The sequence below is a fragment of the Streptomyces chiangmaiensis genome, assembly GCF_036281785.1.
Classification (GTDB): domain Bacteria; phylum Actinomycetota; class Actinomycetes; order Streptomycetales; family Streptomycetaceae; genus Streptomyces; species Streptomyces chiangmaiensis.
Window position 1 is genome coordinate 16,112 of sequence record NZ_JAYWVC010000066.1, and the last position, 21,813, is coordinate 37,924.

Annotated in this window: 15 protein-coding genes; 2 read left to right on the plus strand and 13 right to left on the minus strand. The window is 69.5% G+C overall.

Going from position 1 to position 21,813, the window contains the following annotated elements; all coding sequences use genetic code 11:
• Positions 1 to 72 precede the first annotated feature (72 nt).
• The 5 genes from VXC91_RS20240 to VXC91_RS20260 all read right to left on the minus strand — a co-directional run bounded on the left by VXC91_RS20240 (position 73) and on the right by VXC91_RS20260 (position 4,486).
• Complete coding sequence (locus tag VXC91_RS20240) at positions 73 to 1,572, minus strand: bifunctional cytidylyltransferase/SDR family oxidoreductase (RefSeq protein ID WP_329508697.1); 1,500 nt, start codon at positions 1,570 to 1,572, stop codon at positions 73 to 75.
• 394 nt (positions 1,573 to 1,966) lie between these two features.
• Entirely contained in the window at positions 1,967 to 3,406 is a 1,440-nt protein-coding gene (gene obgE, locus VXC91_RS20245; RefSeq protein WP_329508698.1) for a GTPase ObgE, read from the minus strand.
• A 126-nt stretch (positions 3,407 to 3,532) separates the two neighbouring features.
• Positions 3,533 to 3,787 (minus strand): 50S ribosomal protein L27, encoded by a 255-nt coding sequence (rpmA, locus tag VXC91_RS20250; RefSeq protein WP_061922958.1) that lies wholly within the window; start codon positions 3,785 to 3,787, stop codon positions 3,533 to 3,535.
• Positions 3,788 to 3,801: 14 nt separating this feature from the next.
• Positions 3,802 to 4,122, minus strand: a complete 321-nt coding sequence (gene rplU / locus VXC91_RS20255; protein ID WP_329508699.1) for a 50S ribosomal protein L21 — start codon at positions 4,120 to 4,122, stop codon at positions 3,802 to 3,804.
• A gap of 196 nt (positions 4,123 to 4,318) precedes the next feature.
• Positions 4,319 to 4,486, minus strand: a complete 168-nt coding sequence (locus VXC91_RS20260; RefSeq protein ID WP_329508700.1) for a hypothetical protein — start codon at positions 4,484 to 4,486, stop codon at positions 4,319 to 4,321.
• 14 nt (positions 4,487 to 4,500) lie between these two features.
• Between VXC91_RS20260 and VXC91_RS20265 the strand changes: the two genes are divergently transcribed.
• The gene (locus VXC91_RS20265; protein ID WP_329508701.1) at positions 4,501 to 5,103 is read left to right on the plus strand and encodes an acyltransferase; all 603 of its coding nucleotides are present in this window, start codon (positions 4,501 to 4,503) and stop codon (positions 5,101 to 5,103) included.
• Between the two features lie 248 nt (positions 5,104 to 5,351).
• Here VXC91_RS20265 and VXC91_RS20270 read toward each other — a convergent pair whose 3' ends face one another.
• Complete coding sequence (locus VXC91_RS20270) at positions 5,352 to 6,860, minus strand: glycosyltransferase (protein WP_329508702.1); 1,509 nt, start codon at positions 6,858 to 6,860, stop codon at positions 5,352 to 5,354.
• A gap of 552 nt (positions 6,861 to 7,412) precedes the next feature.
• On the opposite strand from VXC91_RS20270, the gene VXC91_RS20275 reads away from it, so the two are divergent.
• On the plus strand, positions 7,413 to 8,585 hold the full coding sequence (locus tag VXC91_RS20275; protein ID WP_329508703.1) for an acyltransferase family protein: 1,173 nt from the start codon (positions 7,413 to 7,415) through the stop codon (positions 8,583 to 8,585).
• 70 nt (positions 8,586 to 8,655) lie between these two features.
• Here VXC91_RS20275 and VXC91_RS20280 read toward each other — a convergent pair whose 3' ends face one another.
• From VXC91_RS20280 to VXC91_RS20310, 7 genes are all read right to left on the minus strand, one after another.
• Complete coding sequence (locus VXC91_RS20280; RefSeq protein ID WP_329508704.1) at positions 8,656 to 9,939, minus strand: nucleotide sugar dehydrogenase; 1,284 nt, start codon at positions 9,937 to 9,939, stop codon at positions 8,656 to 8,658.
• A 9-nt stretch (positions 9,940 to 9,948) separates the two neighbouring features.
• The gene (locus tag VXC91_RS20285) at positions 9,949 to 11,595 is read right to left on the minus strand and encodes a glycosyltransferase family 2 protein (RefSeq protein WP_329508705.1); all 1,647 of its coding nucleotides are present in this window, start codon (positions 11,593 to 11,595) and stop codon (positions 9,949 to 9,951) included.
• On the minus strand, positions 11,592 to 13,175 hold the full coding sequence (locus VXC91_RS20290) for a glycosyltransferase family 4 protein (RefSeq protein ID WP_329508706.1): 1,584 nt from the start codon (positions 13,173 to 13,175) through the stop codon (positions 11,592 to 11,594). The genes VXC91_RS20285 and VXC91_RS20290 overlap by 4 nt, the downstream gene beginning before the upstream one ends.
• Positions 13,176 to 13,195: 20 nt before the next feature.
• Positions 13,196 to 15,784: a glycosyltransferase family 4 protein gene (locus VXC91_RS20295; RefSeq protein WP_329508707.1), complete on the minus strand. Its 2,589-nt coding sequence runs from the start codon at positions 15,782 to 15,784 to the stop codon at positions 13,196 to 13,198.
• 83 nt (positions 15,785 to 15,867) lie between these two features.
• Positions 15,868 to 16,887 carry a Gfo/Idh/MocA family protein gene (locus VXC91_RS20300; protein ID WP_329508708.1) on the minus strand — a complete coding sequence of 340 codons (1,020 nt, stop codon included), beginning with the start codon at positions 16,885 to 16,887 and terminating at the stop codon, positions 15,868 to 15,870.
• On the minus strand, positions 16,884 to 17,999 hold the full coding sequence (locus tag VXC91_RS20305; RefSeq protein WP_329508709.1) for a DegT/DnrJ/EryC1/StrS family aminotransferase: 1,116 nt from the start codon (positions 17,997 to 17,999) through the stop codon (positions 16,884 to 16,886). Before VXC91_RS20305 ends, VXC91_RS20300 begins: the two co-directional genes overlap by 4 nt.
• Positions 18,000 to 18,461: 462 nt before the next feature.
• A partial coding sequence (locus VXC91_RS20310; RefSeq protein WP_329508710.1) for an Rne/Rng family ribonuclease occupies positions 18,462 to 21,813 on the minus strand: 3,352 nt, incomplete at its 5' end.

The following is a 21,813-nucleotide window of genomic DNA, read 5'->3' on the forward strand; positions in this document are numbered from 1 at the left end:
CAGGCCCCTGCGTCCGCGCATTCGCCGCGCAATCACAGAGGCCTGAATTCCGGGAACCAAGGAAAAAACGGATTATGCCACGTCGTCCTGGCGGTCCAGGACGCCGGCCAGGGCCGCCTCGAAACCGGATGCCCTGCCCGCCTCCGCCGTCGGGTCCTGCTGGCGCACGTCGATGACATGGCCGGTGAGTTCGGAGACGAGGACGTCGAGCGAGGTCCGCGCCACGGCCTCGGAGGACAGCAGCGAGCCGGCGGGCTCCTGGCCGAAGGCCTTGGTGCGCATCGGGGTCGCGGTGCGCTCCGGATTGATGCAGTTGACGCGGACGCCGTCGCCGGCCCATTCGTCGGACAGCGCCTGGGTGAGGTTGACCATGGCCGCCTTGGTCGAGGAGTACAGGCTGTACTCGGCGCGGCCGCGGGTGTAGCTGCTGGAGGTGTAGAGCAGCAACTGCCCCTGGGTCTCGGCCAGGTACTTGTAGGCGGACCGGGCGATCTGCACCGGGGCCAGGTAGTTGACCTTCAGCGCTTCCTCGATGGTCGCGTTGTCGGTCTCGGCGAGCTTGCCTATGCGCAGCACGCCGGCGGTGTTGACGACGTAGTCGATGCGCCCGGTCTCGGCGTACGCCCTGGACAGCGCGTCGTCGACCTCCTCCGGATTCTCCACATGCGTTCCGGTGGTGGAGCGGCCCAACGCATACACCGTGGCGCCGTAGGACTCGGCCAGTGCGGCGATGTCCTTTCCGATCCCGTACGAGCCGCCGAAGACGACGACCGTCTTGGCGCTGAGGAGTTCGCGGTAGGCCTCTTCGCCGATCTGCTCGGGCGCGGCGGTGGAGGCGAGCTGGAACAGCTTGTCGGCGATGAAGACGTCGACCGGCTGCGTGACCTTCATGTTGTACTCGTCGCCCGCGACGACGTGGATCGGCACGTCCGGCAGGTACCTGAGCACGACGGTGCAGTCGTCGGTGGCCTGGAAATTGGGGTCGCCGGCTGCGATCTCATAGGCCCGGCGGATGGTGGACAGCTTGAAGGCCTGCGGGGTCTGGCCGCGGCGCAGCCGGGATCGGTCCGGGATCTCCGTGATGAACTCGCCGTCCTCGCCGTGCGTGCGGGTCACGATGATGGTGTCCGCCGACGGAATGGCGACGTCGACGGCCTGGTAGCGGTCCAGGGCCGCGACGCAGTCGTCGATGACGCGCCGTGACAGCAGGGGGCGGACGGCGTCGTGGAACAGGACGTTGCGGTCCTCGCCCTCGGCCAGGCCCTCGCCGAGCGTGGCGATGGCCCGCTCGGTGGTCTCGTTCCGTGTGGAGCCGCCCTCGATGATGTGCGTCACCTTGGTGAAGCCCGCCTTGGCGACGATTCTCTCGATGTCCGGCACATAGCCCGGCGCCATCAGCACGATGACGTCGTCGATGGAGTCGGCCTTCTCGAAGGTGGTCAGCGTGTGCTCGATCACCGCCTTGCCGGCGATCTTCAGCAGCTGCTTCGGAATCGACAGACCCACGCGCTGACCGGTGCCACCAGCCAGGATCACTGCGGTGGTACGGGGCTTGGCTATGCGCTCAGACACAAGTGACCTACCTCGGGCTTCAGGGAACCTTCGGATGGTCCCACTTTCGGTAAGTGAAGTGCAAGGTGAGCGCCCTCTGCTGAATATGTGAGCGCAACCTGTTATTCACCTTCCATCCTCGACGATCTTCGGATACCCCGCCTGAATTGTCCGGTTTTGCTGTGAGTAACTCCACACGTTTCTCACGCGTTTTCGTTTCACTTTCCCCCGCGACGCCTTCCGCTCACAGCAGTCGGGCGCAGTGACGCGCTCACCGACGGGGCGACCGAAGGTCGGTGTGCCCCGCGCGTGGTCTGCGGCGGTCCGGCCGACGACGGGGTGAAGTGTGCAGGCCGATGCCCGGGGACGGTCGTCCCGTCCCCGGGCATCAGGGCTCTACGGCGTCGCTACGAGATCACTCGAACGGATCGAAGTCGTCGAAGTCCCGCTGGGCCTCGTCCCGTTCGGCCTGCCGTTCCCGGCGGCGCTGGACGGCGGGACGCAGGGCCTCGAACCGGTGGTCCTCGCCGCGTCGGCCGAGCATCTCCGCGCCCGCGGTCACCGTGGGCTCCCAGTCGAAGACGACCGCGTTGTCCTCGGGCCCGATGGCGACACCGTCACCGGCCCTGGCGCCCGCCTTCATCAGCTCGCCCTCGACACCGAGGCGGTTGAGCCGGTCGGCGAGATAACCGACGGCCTCGTCGTTGTTGAAGTCGGTCTGGCGCACCCAGCGCTCGGGCTTCTCACCGCGCACGCGGAACAGCCCGTCGTCCTCGCGCGTGACCGTGAAGCCCGCCTCGTCGACGGCCTTCGGCCGGATGACGATCCGGGTCGCCTCCTCCTTCGGCTTGGTGGCCCGCGCCTTCGCGACCAGGTCGCCGAGGGCGTACGACAGCTCCTTCAGCCCGAGGTGGGCCACCGCGGACACCTCGAAGACGCGGTATCCGCGCGCCTCCAGGTCGGGCCGCACCATATCGGCCAGGTCCTTGCCGTCCGGTACGTCGATCTTGTTCAGGACGACCATCCGCGGGCGGTTGCCGAGGCCGCCGTACTGCTTCAGCTCCTCCTCGATGACGTCGAGGTCGGAGACGGGGTCGCGGTCGGACTCCAGCGTGGCCGTGTCCAGCACGTGCACGAGCACGCTGCACCGCTCGACGTGCCGCAGGAACTCAAGGCCCAGGCCCTTGCCCTGACTGGCGCCCGGGATCAGTCCCGGGACGTCGGCGATGGTGTACACGGTCGAGCCCGCGGTGACCACACCCAGGTTCGGGACGAGGGTGGTGAACGGATAATCGGCGATCTTCGGCTTGGCCGCGGAGAGCACGGAGATCAGCGAGGACTTGCCGGCACTCGGGTAGCCGACGAGGGCCACGTCCGCGACCGTCTTCAGCTCGAGGACGATGTCCTGCAGGTCGCCGGGCACGCCGAGCAGCGCGAAGCCCGGCGCCTTGCGGCGGGCCGAGGCCAGCGCCGCGTTGCCGAGGCCGCCGCGGCCGCCCTGGGCGGCGATGTACGACGTCCCGTGACCGACCAGGTCGGCGAGCACGTTGCCCGCCTTGTCGAGCACGACCGTGCCGTCCGGCACCGGCAGGACCAGGTCCTGGCCGTCCTTGCCGGCCCGGAAGCCGCCCTCGCCGGGCTTGCCGTTGGTGGCCTTGCGGTGCGGGGAGTGGTGGTAGTCGAGAAGCGTGGTGACCGACTGGTCGACGGTGAGGATCACATCGCCGCCACGGCCGCCGTTGCCGCCGTCGGGGCCGCCGAGCGGCTTGAACTTCTCGCGGTGCACGGAGGCGCAGCCGTGGCCTCCGTTACCCGCGGCGACGTGGAGTTCGACGCGGTCCACGAAGGTGGTCATGGTGCAATGCCTCCAGAAAATTCGGATTTGTCTCGTGTCAACACGCGAAAGGCGGACCCGCCTTCCCGACCGGGAAGTGAGGTCCGCCTCGCGAAAAGTTCGGTCGAAAAGCCGTGAATCAGATGATCAGGCGACCGGAACGATGTTCACAACCTTGCGGCCACGGTGGGAACCGAACTCCACCGCACCGGCCTGCAGCGCGAACAGCGTGTCGTCGCCGCCACGGCCGACGCCGGCGCCCGGGTGGAAGTGGGTGCCGCGCTGGCGGACCAGGATCTCACCCGCGTTCACGACCTGACCGCCGAAGCGCTTTACGCCGAGCCGCTGGGCGTTGGAGTCGCGACCGTTCCGGGTGGACGATGCGCCCTTCTTGTGTGCCATTTCTCCTCAGTCCCTTACTTCGCAGCCGTGGGGATCGACGTGACCTTGATCGCCGTGTACTGCTGGCGGTGGCCCTGGCGGCGGCGGTAACCGGTCTTGTTCTTGTAGCGCAGAATGTCGATCTTCTGGCCCTTGTGGTGGTCCACGACCTCGGCCTGGACCTTGATACCGGCCAGCACCCACGGGTCGCTGGTCACAGCGTCGCCGTCGACAACGAGCAGGGCCGAGAGCTCGACCGTGTCGCCAACCTTGGCAGTGGAAATCTTGTCAACCTCAACGATGTCGCCGACAGCAACCTTGTGCTGGCGACCACCGCTGCGCACGATGGCGTACACGCGGATCTCACTCTCTCGCTCGGGAACGGCACCCCCGCAGTCCAGCCACCCGGCAACGCGGACGGCCTCTTCCGGTCGCGGCCCGCGCCCGGAAGGAAGAGGTTTACGGGGATGTGGCGCGTCTGTGGACACGCCGACGGTCAAGGTTACGGGGCCCGGCTTGAGGGGTCAAACCGGGCCCCGAGTGAACCACGGATCAGAAGTCGCCCGTCACTCCACCGTCATCAAGCACGAAGGAGTAGTCGGGAACGGTCTCGGTGCCCGGATCTTCCGCTCGCTCCCCGGCCGGGAGAAGCCGCCGATCGGCGCCCGCCACCTGCGGGCGGCCGCCGCGCCCGTATGCTCGCTGGGCGAACGCAGACACCGGAAGGCATCGAAGTGAACTACAGGGTTCAACCCAGCGCCCAGGTCGACGAGTCCGCCGAGATCGGCGCCGGGAGCAGCGTGTGGGACCTCGCACAGATCCGCGAGGGCGCCCGGCTGGGCGAGGGCTGTGTGATCGGGCGGGGCGCATACGTCGGCACGGGCGTGCGCATGGGCGACAACTGCAAGCTGCAGAACTACGCGCTCGTCTACGAGCCTGCCGAACTCGGCGACGGTGTCTTCATCGGCCCCGCCGTGGTCCTCACCAACGACCACAACCCGCGCTCCGTGGACCCCGAGGGCAAGCAGAAGCGCGGCGGCGACTGGGAGGCCGTCGGTGTGAAGATCGCCGACGGTGCCTCGATCGGAGCGCGGTCCGTCTGCGTGGCCCCGATCAGCATCGGCCGCTGGGCGATGGTCGCCGCGGGCGCTGTCGTCACCAAGGACGTGCCGGACTTCGCCCTGGTCGTCGGCGTTCCCGCGCGACGGGTCGGCTGGGTCGGCAGGACCGGCGCCAAGCTGGTCGAGCACGCGACTCAGACGGGAGTGTGGGAGTGCCCGCGGACCGGCAGCCTTTACGAGGAGAAGGACGGCACGCTGACGGAGCGCAACGCCTGACCTCTGGGGGCGGAAGCTTCGAATCGCCGCCGGCCGCGCCTGCGCCCTGAAGGGGATCGGGCGCGGCCGGCGGTCGCACGTGCGCGAAAGCCGCGAACGGTGAACAACCGCCTACAGCATCTTCTACATGAATGGCGTCGACGTCCCCACTCATAGCCCCACCGTCGGCTACGACCTCTGATCCGCGGCAACGGGTCCGCAGGTCTGCCGTCCCGCGGGCGTCGTCGTTGCTGTGGGCTTGGTCCGGCTCACTGGTTCCTTTGACCGCCGAGGAACAGTCGGTCGAAATCGTCGCGTACGACGGTCCAGTCCCAGGCGGACAGCGCGTGTTCCGAGGCCGCGTGGCCCGCCTTCAGCCAGGTCTCCTCGGTGGCGGTGACCCCGAGGATTCGCCGTGCCGCCTCCTCGGGCGTGCCGACGACCCATTCCTGGGGAAAAAGAGTCCGGGCGCCGTTGTCCCCGTTCGCGAAGAAAGGCCAGTCGCGGACGACGGGGACGGCACCGCTGGCGGCCCCTTCGACGAGGGCACAGTGGAAGCTCTCGCGCACCGACGTGCTGAGGATCGTGCCGACCTCCTCCAGCGCGGCGGGCACGTCGTCGGTCTGTCCGATGTGGCGGACCGCGCCGGACGCCTCCAGCTTCGCCAGGTCCTGCTCCAGCCGACCACGGTAACGCCCTACAGCCGGGCTGATTTCGGTGTTCAAGTCGTCGCCGACGAGCAACAGTCGGTAGCGGTCGTCCTGCTTACGCAGCAGCCGCAGGACCTCGACCGCCCAACGGGGGTCCTTGGCGACCTGTCCGACGCCCACCAGTCCGAGGGTGAACCGCGCGTCAGAATGCTTCGGCCGCCGGTAGGAGGACAGGTCCATCGCATTGTGGATCACGGACAGGCGAGGCGCGTCCTCGGCCAGCAGCCGGGGTACCGCTGCCGTGGTCAGATCCCGCACATGGGCGCCGACGAAGAGCAGATCGTCGACACGCGAGAAATCCATGACATGCGGCCAGTAGCTGAACGCCTCGAAGCTGTGCAGCCGGACGACCACACGGGTGGTGCCCGGATCCACCAAGGTCAGGAAGGCCGCACCGGCCGAACACCAGTCGACGAAGACCGTGTCGGCCCAGTCGAGGTAGGGTCGCAGTGCCTGCTCGGCAGCCCGCCCGTAAGCGGCCTGACCCCCGACGGCACGGGCCATCATCCGCCCCAGGCCCTTGGCCAGGGAGGCGAGATCCGGGTCGGCGGCCAGGTCCAGGGTCCGGACCTCAACGTCGGGGTGCCGCTCGTACCAGTCAGTGATGATCGGGAGGAAGTTCGCGTTCGCCCGGTTGACGACGAGCAGCCGAAGAGGCCGGCCGTCGGGCGGCGGTGCAGCAGGCGCCGTGCGGCCGCGCGGCTTCGCCATCAATCGCATGACGCGGCTGCGCTGGAGCGCGGCCGTGAAGCCCTGGGGATCCTCGGCCAGAGGCGAGGTCAGCCCGTCGAGGTGGGGAACGCGATGAAACGCCAGCATCAGCGCCTTGGCCGCCGACGCGGTCGCGGCGGCCTTGTTCCCCTCCTTCAACAGCATGTCCGCGCAAGCGAGCTCGGCCGCGTAGGCCGCCTTGAGGCGGCGGGGGGTGAGACCGCGGGAGAGCTCCAGCTCAGCGGCCTCGACGAGCAGGTCGGCCTTCAGCCTGCGCCCCGGTATCCGGTGGGCCAGTACGTTCAACAGCCGGGCCCCGAGGGCTGGGGCTCCCGCCCGAGCCAGGCCTGAGCTCACCGGACGAGCGAGGCCGATCAACTGCTCAGCGGAGTTCCGTGAAACCGGCACAGCGTAGCTCCAGCTCTGTCACCGGGACCGATGCCCGGTGACGGTCGACGACGGGGGCAGGCCCGGGACGGCGATCTCCGGGATCTCGAAGCGATGGGTGAGGGTGACCTGAAGGACGACCTGCGAGGACGGTGAGGCAGACAGTCCGCCGACCGACGACGGCGGCGCGGACCGGCTGGGTGCACATGGCAGCGATCCGTGCCGCGGAGGGCGCGGTGGCGGCGGTGAAGACAGCGGACACGTGAGGATCCTGAGCGATGAGCGACCGGCCTCGGTAATGTGGCCAGGGCCGGATCATACGACGACTTTCATATGACCAGTTCCTGAACCGGTGATGAAAAAAATCGCGCACCGAGGCGTGTCGTACTGAGCACGGGGAGGCCGCCCGCGCGAGGATTCGCCGCCCCCCGCACCGTATGCTCACCGGGAGCACGCGAACACCGCGAAGCGATGAGGTGACGTACACCGAAACGGTGTGCACGGGCAACAGCAAGGGGGAGCATGTCCAAGGCCCATGTCATGGTGCCGGCTCAGCCGGAGGCGCCGGACGCACGCGGATCCGATGAACTCGGACCGGGTGCCTCGGTCGCGGCGCCCGCGCGGGAGCGAGGCACCCGGCTCTACGCACTGGACGCGCTGAGGGTCGTGGCGGCGCTCTCCGTACTGCTGTTCCACTTCACCGGCGTGGACGCGGCGACAAAGGCGAACTGGGGCACCAACCCCAAGGACCTGTTCCCCTGGCTCTTCCCCATCACCTCGTACGGCTCGTACGGTGTCCAACTCTTCTTCATCATCAGCGGCTTCGTCATCTGTCTGTCCGCCTGGGACCGGACGCCGGGCCAGTTCGTGCGGGCCCGCTTCCTGCGTCTGTTCCCTGCCTACTGGTTCTCGGTCGTCGTCGCTGTCCTCGTCTGGCGAGGACGGCCCGACGGCGCACGCAAGGCCCCGAGCATCAGCGATTCGCTGACCAACCTCACGATGTTCCAGGTACCGCTCTCCGCCCGACACCTCGTCGGCGCCTACTGGACGTTGTGGGTGGAACTCACCTTCTACCTCATCTTCCTGATCGTGCTCTGGAAGGGGCTGGACTACACCCGGGTCTCCATCTTCTGCTGGTTGTGGCTGCTCGCGAGCGTCCTGGTGCAGCAGGACGACGTGCCGCTGCTCGGGATCTTCGCCCAGCCGCTGAACACCGCGCTGTTCGTCTCCGGCATAGCCATGTATCTGATGTACCGGTTCGGCCCGGATCTCAAGCTCTGGGGCCTGCTGGGCGCGAGCTGGTTGGTGATGCAGAGCGACCTGGTGCAGCACGCCGACCATCTGCGGCACGACAAGGGCATGGATCGTGACCCCTACATTGCGCTCGCCCTGGTCACCGTCTTCTACCTGCTGGTCCTCGCGGTCGCCCTGCACAAGCTCGACCGCATCGGCTGGAAGTGGCTGGCCACGGCCGGCGCTCTGGTCTACCCGCTCTATCTCCTCCACGAGGAGCTGGGCTGGGCGATGATCCGCACGCTGTACGGGCATGTGGGGTCATGGGCGACGCTGGGCATCACCACGGTGCTGCTGCTCGTGCTGTCCTGGCTCGTCCACCGATTCGTGGAGAAGCCGTTCCAGCGATGGCTGCGCACCGCCCTGGAGAGGGAGTCCCGCAAGCGGGAGGCAGTTGCCTGAAACGGAACGCCCGCCTGTACGGAAAGGGCCCGTCCGGATACCGGACGGGCCCTTTCCGTACAGGCGGGCGTCAGCCGCCGATGACAACTCTCCGCACGCCCTTCCAGGCCTCGGGGTCGGTCGTACGCCGTCCGTCGACCAGGACCGTGACGTCCGGGAGGTCGGCGGGGGTCAGCTCGCGGTACTCGGCGTGGTCGGCCTGCAGGATCGCCGCGGTGACCTTCTCACCCTGGTGCGGGGTGAGACCGTGTGCGGCCAGTTCCCCGGCCGTGTACATCGGGTCCGAGACGAAGGGGACGGCACCGCGCGCCTTGAGCGCCTCGACGGTCGGGAAGACGCCCGAGAACGCGGTCTCCTTCACGCCGCCGCGGTAGGCCGCGCCCAGCACGAGGACGTTCACCCCGGTCAGGTCGCCGTACGCGGCCGCCAGCAGGTCCACGGCGTACTCCGGCATCGCGGCGTTCGCCTCGCGGGCGGAGCGCACGACGGTCGCCTGTGGGTCGTTCCACAGGTACATCCGCGGGTAGATCGGGATGCAGTGGCCGCCGACCGCGATGCCCGGCTGGTGGATGTGGCTGTACGGCTGCGAGTTGCAGGCCTCGATGACCTTCTTGACGTCGATGCCGTTGCTGTCGGCGAAGCGCGCGAACTGGTTGGCCAGGCCGATGTTGACGTCGCGGTAGGTGGTCTCGGCGAGCTTGGCGAGCTCCGACGCCTCCGCCGTGCCCAGGTCCCAGACGCCGTTCGGCCGCGGCAGGTCGTCGCGGGCGTCGAAGTCGAGGACCGACTCGTAGAACTCCACGCCGCGGGCGGTCGAGGCCTCGTCGATGCCGCCGACCAGCTTCGGGTAGCGGCGCAGATCGGCGAAGACACGGCCTGTGAGGACCCGCTCCGGCGAGAAGACCAGGTGGAAGTCCTCACCCGGGGTCAGGCCCGAGCCCTCGGCCAGCATCGGTGCCCAGCGGGTGCGGGTGGTGCCGACCGGCAGCGTGGTCTCGTAGGAGACGAGGGTGCCGGGCTTGAGGCCCTGGGCGATCGCCTTCGTCGCCGCGTCCATCCAGCCGAAGTCCGGCACGCCCTCGGCGTCCACGAACAGCGGGACGACCACGACGACGGCCTCGGACCGGGCGACCGCGTCCGCCGTGTCCGTGGTCGCGCTCAGCAGACCGGCGTCGACGGCCTGCTTGAGCTTGACGTCCAGGTCGTGCTCACCGGGGAACGGCTCGGCGCCGGCGTTGACCAGCTCGACGACCCTCTCGTTGACGTCCGCGCCGATGACCCGATGGCCCTTGGAAGCGAACTGCACGGCAAGCGGAAGTCCGATCTTGCCGAGCGCTACTACACAGATGTTCATGGACGGTCGTTACTTCCTTTTGGAGCCGAGGCGGGACTTCAGGCGGCGGGCGAGGGCCGACTTCGCCCGGGAGAGGAACGGCTTCTTCGGCGGATACATCTGGGCGGTGTCGACAACCACACGCCCCTTGGGGTTCACCACGGCCGACGCCCGGTACGGGTCCTCGTAGGAACCCCACCGACGGGCCAGCGGCATGGGCTTGCCCTTGCCCTTCACAGGGATCTCGTAGGTCGAGCCCGCGAGGTCCAGGTACACGCGGACGCCCCGCTTGACGGTGCGCCGGTCCAGCGGCAGGCGCGCGTGCAGCACGGTGGCGGCGCCGTCCTCGGCGAGCTCCCGGCTGAAGGTGCCCTCCGGCTGCGGCAGGCTGTGGCCGGCAGGCAGTCTGCGTGCCCCGGCCTTGTCCGCCGACTTGGGCATGGCGCCCTCGGTCAGCCGTAGGACGGCACTGTCCACGTCACCGAGGACAGGCACCCTCACGGACGACGTGTACGTGATGTCATGGCCCTCCTGCTCCCAAGCGGAGACGAGCAGTTCTGTGCCGTCGGCGAGCCGCCCCGGAACCGCCTCGCCCACAAGTTCGTAGACGCGGTCGGGCACGCCGATCAGCGGGCTGCGGAACCCGGGATAGCGGGCGTAGGCGCGGTCGCCCTCGACGACGAACGGCGGCGCGCCGTTCTCCTTCTCGGAGGTGATCGCCTCGCACAGCTCCTCCCCCGCGCCGACCTGTGCCAGGGCGATGCGCACGCGTCGCTTGACGTCCATGGCGTCGCGGATGCCGGCGGTGAAGTAGGCGTCGGCGAGCTTCCCGATGCCCGCGCAGATGTCCTTCTGCAGGGCGTGGTCCAGGGCGGGGAAGTCGTCCTGGACGAGCTTGGCCAGTTCCCAGGTGAAGTGGCGGCGCAGGACGGCGTCGCGCCGCGGGCCCTCCTCGATGAGCCCGGCCGTGAAGTCCATGATCTCGGCGGTGCAGTGCAGTCGGGCGAGGTGATCCGCCCGGTAGGTGATGTTGCTGGCGTCGCCCCGCTTGACCGCGTAATAGCAGGTGTAGTCGGCCACCACCGAGATCTTCCGGGCGCGTACGCAGGCCTCGATGGTGAACGGCTGGTCGCTGCCCACGGGCAGGTGCTCGGGGAAGCGCAGCTCGTGCTGTTCGACCAGTTCCCGTCTGAACAGCTTGGTGTTGGCGAGCGTGAAGGGCAGGGCGGAGTCGTAGAGGCTGACGTCCGGATTGCTCTCCTTGAAGAGCGCCTGGTGGACGTACCGGCCGTTCGTGCCGACCATTTTGCCGACGACGACGTCCGAACCGTGTTTGTCGGCGCAGGCCACCAGGCGCTCCAGCGCTTCCTCGCCGAGGTGGTCGTCGGAGCCGATGAAGTAGACGTACCGGCCCGTGGCGACGTCCAGCGCCCGGTTGCTGGGCGCGGCCGGGCCACCGGAGTTGGCCTGGTGGATCACCTTGACGGTGTCCGGGTACCGTGCCGCGAAGCGGTCGAGCTCGCGGCCGCTGTCGTCAGTGGAACCGTCGTCGACCGCGACGATCTCCAGCCGGTCCCGGCCGATGCTCTGCCCGATCAGGGAGTTCAGACACTCCGTCAGGTACGGCATCGTGTTGTAGACGGCGACGACGACGCTGACGTCGGGAGACGCACTCATGATCTCTCCCTCGGGATCTCCAGGACCAGACGGGAGTAGAGCGCGTCAAGGACCTCGGCCTGCGCCTCCCAGGTCCAGGTGTCGAGCAACCCCGGCTTGCCGTAGGCGGCTTGGTACTTCTTCGGGTCGGCCAGCACGGCCTTGACGGCCCGTACGAGGTCGTCAACGTCTTCAGCCCGGAAGATCTCGCCCTGGCCCGTGGAACGGGTCATCTCGGACATGGTCTTGACATCGCTGACAACCAGCGGCAGCCGAGCGTGCGAGTACTCGAAGAACTTCGTGATCAGTGCTATCTCGTGGTTCGGCCAGTGGTGGATGGGGATGCAGCCGACATCCGCCGCGGACAGGAAGCGCACTACCTGCCAGTGCTGGACATAGGGAACGGCGTGCAGCCGGTCGCCGACGCCGAGCTCCTGCGCACGGCGGAGCAGACCCTGGATGTAGGCGGCCGCCGGGGACGGGACGACGAACGCCATGTGGACACCGTTCAGTTCGGGCAGTGCCTCCACCATGTCGCCGAGACCACGCTGCGGGCCGGGCGAGCCACTGTAGACGACCAGCGGCACGTCCGGACCGATCCCGCACAGCTCGCGCAGGTCCGGCTCAGGCTCGGCGTCCTCGATCACCGGGTCCCGCTCCACGGGACGGTCGGGTGCGTTGAGAACAACAGTCGGCTGTTCCTTGAGCCCGTGCCGCTCCCGCAGCAGGTCGCCCAGCCCCTCGGAGACCGTGACCACGGCGTCGGCGTACGGAGCGTACTCGCTCTCGTGCGCCGTGTTGCCGGGGATCCAGTGCGCGTTGTCCTCCCACGGTCGTACACCGGGCAGGAACTCGTGAGCGTCCCACACCAGTTTGACCGAACGGCCCGCGGCACGCGCCCGCACGGTCGCGCGGGCGCCCACCCCGAGCATCCGAAAGTCGTTGGCGTGGATGAGGTCGGGTTTGAGGGCGTCGATCTCCTTGCCGTACGTCAGCTCGTAGTCCAACAGTACGGGTTCGAGGCGGCGCCAGGCCCGCTTGCCCTTGACGCCCTTCCAGACGGCGGTGAAGGCACGGTCGATCGGGCCACGCAGGGCGCGGCCGGCCCGCTGCGCCTGGCTGGTCTGGTGGGCGCGGAACTCGACCCACTTCTGCATGAACCTGGAGACCGGGCCGGCCACCGTCAGACGGAGCCTCTCGGCCTTCCGGAACAGCGGAGTGCCGACCGCGGCGGGTGCCACCTTGAGTGCCGCCCGTCGGGTGGCCAGATCGGCCCGCCATGCCTTGACCCATTGCCGGCGGTAGGCGGCCATCGGACCCGGCGGATAGGCGAGCGGGCGGCGCAGCGGCGAGCGGTGCCGCTCGGCATGCCGCTTGGACAGCGGGGTCTTCAGCGGCAGCAGCCGGACCTCGGCGTCCCCAAGCTTCCAGGTGCGCCCGCCGCCGGACCGGACAAGACCGAGCAGCACCACGTCCCAGCCGGCTGCCGCGGCAGACTCGGCGGCCTTCTGCACCCGCGAGTCGCCGTCGACCTTGTTGTCGACGAGCATGACGACTCGGCCCTTGGACGGCCGGGACGCATCGGCGCTCTGCGCTTCCATAAAAAGCCTCTCTGAACCGGTCACTTCAGGAAATCGCTCAGGACCTGTACGGTCCAGCTTCCGTCGTGGTAAGTGCGGGCGAACTCGACGGACTGCCGACCGATCAGTGCCGTGCCCTCCCGGTCGTCGACCAGGGATCGAATGACCTCGCGGAGGGTGTCCGGGGTGGCGTTGACGATGGGCAAGGCCCCATCCGTCGCGGCCTGCACTCCGTTGCTGATGTGGCCGACGACGGGCTTGCCCGCAGCCATCGCCTCCACCGCGAACGTGCCGTAACTTCCGGTCGTGAACTGGTCGAGCACCAGGTCACAGCTCTGCACCAGCTGACGCATCTCGGCCCACGGGACGCCTTCGGCGAGCCTGAACTCGATGAGACCCGCGTCGTGGAGTTCGGTGAGCACCGGCATGATCCGGTCCGTGCCCTTGGTCCACCGCTTCGACGGAGCGTGCAGTACCAGCGGGCGCTCGCGCTCCATGACCGGACTGTCGGTGGCCCAGCCGGCGACGTCCACGACCAGCGGCGCCCAGGTGGCGGTCGGCAGGTCTTCCAGGAGGTCCGGAGTGGTGACGTACAGCGGCAGCCCCGCCTCCGTCGCTATCCGCCTGTTCAGCTCGGCCTTCGCCTGGAGTTTCTCCACGATGCCCTCGGGAGCGTCGTGGAAGAGCGAGAACTCGTGGCGCTCCATGTGCCGGGCCGGATGACGGATGTCGCTGCCGTGGCCGAGCAGAGCCACCTTGATCCGGGCCTGCCTGAGCGCGGCGAGATCGCCGTCCACGGACTTGCCGTTGAGGTGGCCGAAGACGGGCATGAAGGCGTCGACCAGGAGGTGCGTATAACGGCCGACGATGCGCTCCACCTGCTGGAGCTGGACGCTCAACTCACGCATGCGGGTCGCGTCCACGTACACGTCGGCGGGGTAGTCGAAGGACTCCGGCCGCTTGTTCATCACGACCTCGACGGACACGTCCGGGTCGAGACGCGTGATCGCCTGGGCGTACGCGGCCCCCTGGCCCGCATAGTTGGCCGGGCCGAGACCCAGTCTGACGCGGGTGTCGCCGAGCCTTCGCCACGCCGGCTGCCCGTCTGTGCGGACGGGCTCCACGGTCCGCACGGCGTCGGGGGTCTCGTGAACAGTCCAGGAGACCTCCGGGCGCGGGCCCGGCGGGGTCTTCTTCGACAGCTCGCGGTACAACTGGAGCAACCTGCCGCTCTGCGACTCCCAGGACAGATCCGTGCGGACATCCTCCGTGATCGCCGCGGCGAGCTTGTCGCGGTTGTCCATCGCCCGTGCGGCGGCCGCGGCGAAGGTTTTCGGATCGTCCCAGGTCCACACCTCGCCCAGGCCGTGTTCCTCGACGTACGCCTTGATGACCTTCACGTCGCTCGTCACCAGCGGCAGCCCCGCCTGGAGGTACTCGGAGACCTTCGTGGGCAGCGACACCTCGCAGTTGGGCACGCGCTTGAAGGGCGTGAGACCGAGATCCGCGGACGAGAGGTAGTCGGCGACCTCGTGCTGCGGCACGTAGGGCACCAGGTGAACCCGGTCGCGTACACCGAGGGACTCGGCCTGCGCGAGGAGTTCCTCGAGAAGCGGCGTCGTCCGGCCCACCACCAGGGCGAGATGGAAGCCGGGGAGCTCGGGCAGACCGTCGATGACGGCGTCCACCCCGCGTTCACGGCCGATCCAGCCCGAGTAGACCATCAGCGGCGTCTCGCGGCCGAGACCGCAGGCCTCACGGACCGACGCGGTGGACCGGCCCGCACCGATCACCTCACGGACCGGCGAGTTGCCCACGACCAGTGGCAGCTCCGTCAGCTTGTGGTCGTCCCTCAGAAGCTCCGCCATCTGTGTGGAGACGGTGACGACGGCGTCGGCGCGGCCGATGAACTCGGCCTCCAGCGCGGGCAGCGCGTAGGCCTGGCGTGCGTTGGGCCACTCGACGCCCTTGATGTACTCGTGCGCGTCGTACAGCCAGGCGCACTTCCGGCCCCGAGCCCGCAGCCGGGCGGCGCTCAGCGCCGCGGTGGCGATCATCGTCACGTCGTTGGCGTGGATGACGTCCGGCTCGATCTCCTCGATCACCGGGCCGAAAGCAAGATCGAGGTCGACCACCTGCGGCCAGTCGTGGCGCCAGTCGCCCACCGGAGCCGGGTCCTTGGGCCTGCGCCGCTGCTCCCACTTGAACGCGCGGACCCGCAGCCGGTGTGTGGACCGGCGGGCTCGCAGCAGCGCCTTGAGGGACGTGCGGCGCGGGGCACCCGCCCAGTTGCTCTCGGCAGACTTCTGGCGGACCCAGGCGCGGTATGCCGCCGTATAGCGGTTCAGTGCCGCCTGGTCCTGGAGATTGAACTGTGTCGCGGCCGCTCGCAAGGGGTGTGCCTTGCGAGCGTTCACCCCGCGCAGATAGTCCGCGCCGACCGGTACCCGGACCACGTCGATCGGGCCCATCTTCGACCGCTGGACACGCTTGGTGTCACTGCGGCCGATCAGGGTCACGTCCCAGCCGTCTCGCGCCGCCGCGACCGCGGTCTTTTGGACGCGGGAGTCGCCTGTGATGCCGTTGGCGACGATGACCGCGAGCCTAGGCCTGCGGGCAGGGGATTCCATTGCTTGCTTCCTCCGGATGGGACAGGAATTCCGCCCCTGCACGCATACGGGCCGGGGACCATCGGCGACGTACGTCGGGACGTTCAGACAGCTCCGCAACTGTCACGGTCGAGAAGAATGGTGCTGCCGTCCATCGCCGACTCGAGGACCGCCGCCGCCACTTCCACCGTCCGCGTGCCCTGACGCAGAGTGCAGATGTCGGCGGGCCTGCCGAGTACGGCGTCGCGGAAGAGTTCGTGTTCGACGAGGAGCGGTTCGCGCTTCTGGATGGCGTAGCGGATCATGTCACCCTCGGAGACGCCCCGGAAGGCCTGCAGCGCCTCCCACTCGGTTGCCATCGCGGCGTTGGAGTGGAACGTCAGGTCCGCGGTGAGGGTGTCGGCGATGAAGCAGCCGCGCTCGCCGGTGACCGAGGTGAAGCGCTCCTTGAGCGGGCTCAGCCAGTTGACCAGGTGGTTGACCATGGTGCCGTCGTCGAGACGGCCGACCGCGGAGACCATGTCCTCGTGCTCGCGACCGCTCTTGGAGACGGTGTGCGCGGCGATGGACACGTACTCGCGTCCCGTCACCCAGCCGGTGAGGTCGATGTCGTGGGTGGCCAGGTCCTTGACCACGCCGACGTCCGCTATGCGGTGCGGGAAGGGGCCCTGGCGGCGGGTGACGACCTGGTAGACGTCGCCGAGTTCGCCGGCTTCCAGCCGCGCCCGCAACGAGCGCAGCGCGGGGTTGCACCGCTCGATGTGCCCGACGCCGGCCACCAGGCCGCGCGATTCGAAGGCGTCCACGAGACGGCGCGCCCCTTCCACGGTGGCGGCGACCGGCTTCTCGACCAGGGCACAGACGCCGGCCTCGGCGAGCTGCAGACCGACCTCCTCGTGCAGGGCCGTGGGGCAGGCCACGACGGCGTAGTCGATGCCCATGGCGAGGAGTTCGTCGACGGTGTTCAGGACGGGTGCGCTCTGGACCGCCCCGTGCTTGTCGCCCATCGGGTCGACGGCACCGACGAACTCGACGCCCTCCAGACCGGACAGGACGCGGGCGTGATGACGCCCCATGGAACCGAGGCCGACGAGTCCGGCCCGCAGGGCTCTGGCGGCGGTCACAGCTGCTCTCCCAGGGCGTTCACCGCGGACACGATCCGCTCGAGGTCCTGCCCGGACAGGGCGGGATGCACGGGCAGCGACACGACCTCGGCGGCCGCGCGCTCGGTCTCGGGCAGGTCCCAGACGCGACCGGCCTTCTGGTCCGGCTCCCAGTACGGCTTCAGCCGGTGGATCGGGGTCGGATAGTACACGGCGTTGCCCACGCCGGCCTCGGCGAGGCGTGCCATGGCGGCGTCGCGGTCGCCCCGCACCCGCACGGTGTACTGGTGGTAGACGTGCCGGGCGCCCTCGGCGACCCGCGGCGTCACCACGTTCGGCGCGGTGATGTGCTCGGTCAGGTACGCGGCGTTGGCGATGCGCTGCTCGGTCCAGCCCGCGAGCTTGGCGCGCTGGACCCGGCCGATCGCGGCGGAGACGTCCGTCATGCGCATGTTGGCACCGACGATCTCGTTGGCGTAGCGCTGCTCCATGCCCTGGTTGCGCAGCAGGCGCAGGGTGCGGGCGATCTCTGCGTCGGCGGTGGTGACCATGCCGCCTTCGAGGCTGTGCATGTTCTTGGTCGGGTAGAAGCTGAACGTCCCGGCGGCGCCGAAGGCCCCCACCGGCGTGCCGTGCAGCGCCGCCGCGTGCGCCTGGCAGGCGTCCTCCACCACGGCCAGGCCGTGCCGTTCGGCAATGGCCATGATCCGGTCCATCGCCGCAGGGTGGCCGTACAGGTGGACCGGCATGATCGCGGCGGTGCGCGGCGTGATGGCGGCCTCGACCGCTGCCGGGTCCAGGCAGAAGCTGTCGGGCTCGATGTCGGCGAAGACCACGTCGGCGCCGACGAGCCGCACGGCGTTGGCGGAAGCGGCGAAGGAGAACGACGGCACGATGACCTCGTCGCCCGGCCCGAGGCCGAGAGCGAGCAGGGTCAAGTGCAGCGCCGAGGTGCCGGAGTTGACGGCGACGCAGTGCCGCATGTCCACCAACTCGGCGAACTCCGCCTCGAAGGCGGCCACCTCGGGACCCTGTACCACCCTGCCACTGCGCAGGACGCGTACCGCGGCCTCGATCTCCTCATCGCCGATCACAGGTCTGGCGGCAGGTATCGGCTCGTGGGTGTCGGACACGACATCCCCCTCCTCTTCGGCGACCTCGAGGGCGCACCACGTTGCGTGGGTCGGAAAGGGACCGCGCCGTGCGCGCGTGTCCGCTTCCCTGACAGTTCGCCCATGTCTGGTGACGGCGAACGGCTTTCCGCGGAGGCCCTTCCCCCCTGAAAGACCCGTGCGAAAGGACAGCCGGTGTGCGGGCGACAAGGAGCGTGCGGGCACATCGGCTGTGGCCCGGCGTGCACATCGTCAACACAAGCCAACGCCAGGGCCGGGGTCAGATTACCAGCAAAGGAACGGGGTTTTTCCCCGCGGTTACGACCGAGATACTGCGGCTTGACTCACTCCGGATCACAACCGGCAACGAAACAATCACTTTATGTAAAGGCGCGACAGCGCACAAAAAAGCGCGGGACACCGTCCATTCACCGGTGTCCCGCGCTTCTTCGCTCGCGGCGCCCTCAAAGGGTGAGGGCCGGGTCAGTCCTCCGTGGTGACCGAGACCGCCGGCTGAGCCTGCTGCTCGGCCGCCGCCGTCTTCTTCGCCGCCGTCTTCTTCGCCGCCGCCTTCTTGGCCGTCGTCTTCTTCGCGGCGGTCTTCTTCGCCGCCGCCTTCTTGGCCGTCGTCTTCTTGGTGGCGGCCTTCTTCGCCGTTGCCTTCTTGGCGGTCGTGCGCGCCGCCTTCTTGGCGGGCGCCGACACCTCGGCCTCAGCCGGACCCTCGCCCTCCGCGGCTGCCTCGGCCGCGGGGACGACGACGACCGCCATCTCCTCGGACGAGGTGGGCGCGGTGGCCTTGCGCACGGCGCGGCGGCGAGGGCGGGCCGGGGCGGCGCTCTCGGCGGGCGCCTCGACCTGCTCGGCGGCCCGCTCCGCGGCGGGTTCGGCCGGAGCCTCGGCCTGTGGCTCGGCCTCGGAGACCGTCACCACGGACTCCGGGGGCGGACCGGCGGGCGCCGACACCTTGCGGGTCGCACGACGGCGCGTACGGCCCTTGGGCGCGGCCTCCTCCTCGGCCGGCGCGGGGTGCGCCTCGACGACCAGGTCCTCGACCGCCGCCGACTCCGCGTCGGCGTCGTGCCGCGACTTCGGCGCACGCTCGTCCGTACGGGACTTCGGCGCACGCTCCTCGGTCCGCGGGGTACCCGCGGGAGCTGACGCCCGACGGGTCGCCCTGCGCCGCGTGCGGCCACGGGAGGCGGCCGCCTCGGCTTCGGCGACGCTGCTGTACAGCTCCTCGTCCGGGGCGAACTCGGGCTCCGGCATCGCGACGGGTGCCGCGGCCTCGGCGGCCACCTCGGCCTCGGTCTCCTCGGCCTCCGCGATCTCCTCGGTCTCCGTGACCGCCGCTTCGTGCGTCTCGGTCTCGGCAGCGCCCCGGCCGCGCTTCCTGCGCTTGCCGGCGCCCGGTGCGGCGGGCGCATGGTCCATGTGCACGATCACACCGCGGCCGTTGCAGTGGACGCAGGTCTCGGAGAACGACTCCAGCAGCCCCTGTCCGACCCGCTTGCGCGTCATCTGGACGAGGCCCAGCGAGGTCACCTCGGCGACCTGGTGCTTGGTGCGGTCCCGGCCCAGGCACTCCAGCAGGCGCCGCAGCACCAGATCCCGGTTGGACTCGAGCACCATGTCGATGAAGTCGATGACGATGATGCCGCCGAGGTCGCGCAGCCGCAGCTGGCGGACGATCTCCTCGGCCGCCTCCAGGTTGTTCCTGGTGACGGTCTCCTCGAGGTTGCCGCCCTGACCGGTGAACTTTCCGGTGTTGACGTCGACGACGACCATCGCCTCGGTCCGGTCGATCACCAGCGAACCGCCGCTGGGCAGCCAGACCTTGCGGTCCAGCGCCTTGGCGAGCTGCTCGTCGATCCGGTACGCGGCGAAGACGTCGACCTCGGAGGTCCACCTCTGCAGGCGTTCAGCCAGGTCGGGGGCGACATGGGAGACGTATCCGTGGATGGTCTCCCATCCCTCGTCACCGCTGACGATGACCTTGGAGAAGTCCTCGTTGAAGATGTCGCGCACGACGCGGACGGTCATGTCCGGCTCGCCGTACAGCAGCGTCGGGGCGTTGCCGTTCTTCGACTTCTTCTGGATGTCCTCCCACTGCGCCTGCAGCCGCTCGACGTCCCGGCGCAGCTCCTCCTCGCTCGCGCCCTCGGCGGCGGTGCGCACGATGACGCCGGCGTCATCGGGAACGATCTTCTTGAGGATCGTCTTCAGCCGGGCCCGCTCGGTGTCCGGCAGCTTGCGGCTGATACCGGTCATCGAGCCCTCGGGCACGTAGACCAGGTAACGGCCGGGCAGTGAGACCTGGCTGGTCAGGCGGGCGCCCTTGTGGCCGATCGGGTCCTTCGTCACCTGGACGAGGACGGACTGACCGGACTTCAGGGCGGACTCGATGCGCCGCGGGCCGTTGGCGAGCCCGAGCGCCTCGAAGTTGACCTCACCGGCGTACAGGACGGCGTTACGCCCCTTGCCGATGTCGATGAAGGCGGCCTCCATCGACGGCAGGACGTTCTGCACCTTGCCGAGGTACACATTGCCGACGTAGGAGGTCGACTGCTCCTTGTTGACGTAGTGCTCGACGAGCACGCCGTCCTCGAGGACGCCGATCTGCGTGCGCTCGCCGCTCTGGCGGACGACCATCACGCGCTCGACGGCCTCCCGCCGGGCCAGGAACTCGGCCTCGGTGATGATCGGGACACGGCGGCGGCCCTGCTCGCGCCCCTCGCGGCGGCGCTGCTTCTTGGCCTCGAGGCGGGTCGAGCCCTTGATGGACTGCACCTCGTCGGTGCCGTCACCGGGCCGCTCGTCCTTCTTGCGGGGCTCGCGGACCTTGACGACCGTGCGCTCCGGGTCGTCGGACGACGACTCGCCGTCGACCGCCGCGTCACCGGCCCGGCGGCGACGCCGACGGCGGCGACGGCTGCTGGCGCTGGAGCCGGCCGACGGCTCCTCGCCGTGCTCGTCCTCCTCCGCCTCCTCGGCGTCCTCCTCGAGCTGCTCGGCGGTGTCCTCGGCGTCCTGCTCGGCCTGTTCGGCGGTGAGTTCGTCGGACTCGTCACCATGCGCGGACTCACCCTCGGCCGCCTCACCACGGCGGCGACGACGGCCCCCACGACGACGGCGCCGGCGGGAGCCGGTCTCCTCGGGCTCCTCGTCCTCGGCGGACTCCTCCGGCTCCTCGGCCTCCTCCACCTCGTCGGTGGTCTCGGGCGTCGCGGCGACGAGCTCCTCGTCACCACCCCGGCGGCGACGGCGGCGACGCGGCGCGGCGGACTCGTCCTCCGCCTCCTCCAGTTCCGCGGCCTCGGCGGCCGCGGCTGCGGCGGCTCGCTCGGGGGTCTGGAACATCGGCTGGTTGAACACCGGCGCCTGGAAGACGGCGACGGCGGGTCGCGCGGGCCGCTGCACGCTCTCGGGTGCCTCGTCGGCGGCCGACTGCGCGGGCTCGGAGAATCCGATGGCGGCCTTGCGGGCCACCCGCCTGCGGCTGCGACGCGGGGCGGCCTCCTCGGCGACCGGCTCCGCCTCCGGCGCGGCGGAGCCCTCGGTGACGGCCGGCTCGGCCTCGACGGTCATGGACGCCTCGACGGTCACGGACGCCTCCGTAGACGCCTCGGCGGCCTCGGTCGCACGGGCGGGCGCGGACACCCGGCGGGTGGCGCGGCGGCGGCTGCGGCGCGGAGCCGCTTCCTCGGCGTCGGGGGCCTCCTCGGCCGACTCGGTCGTCTCACCGAGCTGCGGCTCGGCGGCCGCGACGGGCGCCTGGGCCACGGGAGCCTCGACGGTCTCGGCTTCCGCGGGCGGTCCGGCGGGCGCGGAGGCT

What these genes read in the sequence shown, in the direction of transcription:
- VXC91_RS20290 (WP_329508706.1), bottom strand. Translation starts at nt 13,175, where the DNA reads ATGGAAGCGCAGAGCGCCGATGCGTCCCGGCCGTCCAAGGGCCGAGTC.
- VXC91_RS20275 (WP_329508703.1), top strand. Translation starts at nt 7,413, where the DNA reads ATGTCCAAGGCCCATGTCATGGTGCCGGCTCAGCCGGAGGCGCCGGAC.
- rpmA (WP_061922958.1), bottom strand. Translation starts at nt 3,787, where the DNA reads ATGGCACACAAGAAGGGCGCATCGTCCACCCGGAACGGTCGCGACTCC.
- VXC91_RS20280 (WP_329508704.1), bottom strand. Translation starts at nt 9,939, where the DNA reads ATGAACATCTGTGTAGTAGCGCTCGGCAAGATCGGACTTCCGCTTGCC.
- VXC91_RS20295 (WP_329508707.1), bottom strand. Translation starts at nt 15,784, where the DNA reads ATGGAATCCCCTGCCCGCAGGCCTAGGCTCGCGGTCATCGTCGCCAAC.
- obgE (WP_329508698.1), bottom strand. Translation starts at nt 3,406, where the DNA reads ATGACCACCTTCGTGGACCGCGTCGAACTCCACGTCGCCGCGGGTAAC.
- VXC91_RS20285 (WP_329508705.1), bottom strand. Translation starts at nt 11,595, where the DNA reads ATGAGTGCGTCTCCCGACGTCAGCGTCGTCGTCGCCGTCTACAACACG.